The sequence below is a fragment of the Polynucleobacter sp. 35-46-11 genome, assembly GCF_002281105.1.
The window spans coordinates 1-1214 of record NZ_NCFJ01000664.1 but is presented as its reverse complement, the minus strand read 5'-3'; the positions used below and the strand labels follow the sequence as shown (position 1 = coordinate 1214).

Here is a 1214-nt window from a genome sequence, read left to right as displayed (position 1 = left end):
TTGGCGCAGTCGCTGCAATTTTGTATGCCATGAAAGACTCAGAGGGTTTGCTTGGTATACCAACCGGTCAAGAATTAGCACTCCATTGGCGGCATCGTTGCATGCAAGCGATGCGTGAGGCCTGCCGCGTACAAGCGGTAGTCACAATCGCTCTGCTGCCATTAACACTCTATTGGTTTTATCAATTCTCTATCGTATCGCCATTAGCTAATGCGTTTGCGATTCCGGTAGTGAGTTACCTCGTTACACCTTTGGCTATTACAGGTGCACTCTTGCCAGAATTTATTGGTAAGTGGCTACTAGTCTCAGCTCATGCCAGCATGGCTTATCTGGCAGTAATTCTCGATTGGATGGCTGATTTTAAATGGGCTATTGCCTTTTCCAGTCAGCCAACATGGTGGGCCTTATTGATCTCTTTAGTAGGTATTGTGATGGCAATTCGTCCAGGCAAGCTCAGCATAAGTTGGGCATCAAGATTGCTGGGCTTGGGGCTCTGCGCATTTCTATTAGTTCGACCTCTTGAGAACACTCGATTGGAGGCGGGAGAGTTTCAAGCCACCGTGTTGGACATAGGGCAGGGCACCGCAGTATTGATTGAGACAGCTCATAAAACCTTGCTGTATGACACGGGTCCCATTCAAGGGAAAGATAACGCAGGACAGAGAATTATTCTGCCTTTCTTGAGGGGGCGGGGCATCAATACAATTGATCGTATGGTAATCAGTCACAGCGATAGCGACCATATTGGTGGAGCCGCCACCTTACTCAAAGAGATTCGGTTTAACACCATGATGGGTTCATTACCCATTAACAATCCTTTATTAGCCAATCTATCCCAACGAAAGGTTCCCAGTATTCCCTGTCGGTTTGGACAGAGTTGGATTTGGGATGATGTGGAGTTTTATATTTGGCACCCCCATGAGGCGAGCATCTTTGCAGAACAGGCCTCCGGTAAACCCAATGAGATGAGTTGTGTTCTAGAGGTGCGAAATAGTAATACCTCTTTTTGGTTAACGGGGGATGTGGAGCGGCAGGGTGAGGCAGAAATTACTAATCGTTTAACTGAAACTGCACTTCATGGCTTAAAAGGCAAAAATCTGATTTTCATGGCGCCTCACCATGGCAGCAAAACCTCTTCCTCTTTGGATCTTTTAAAAACGCTTGAGCCAGATATTGCTTTTGCTCAGAATGGTTACCGTAATCGCTATGGTCAC

1 protein-coding gene is annotated in these 1214 nt (G+C 46.6%); it reads left to right on the top strand.

Annotation, left to right across the window (positions count from 1 at the left end):
* Window positions 1-1214: DNA internalization-related competence protein ComEC/Rec2 (locus B7Y67_RS18585; protein WP_293599902.1), on the top strand; the 1214-nt coding region annotated here is incomplete at both ends.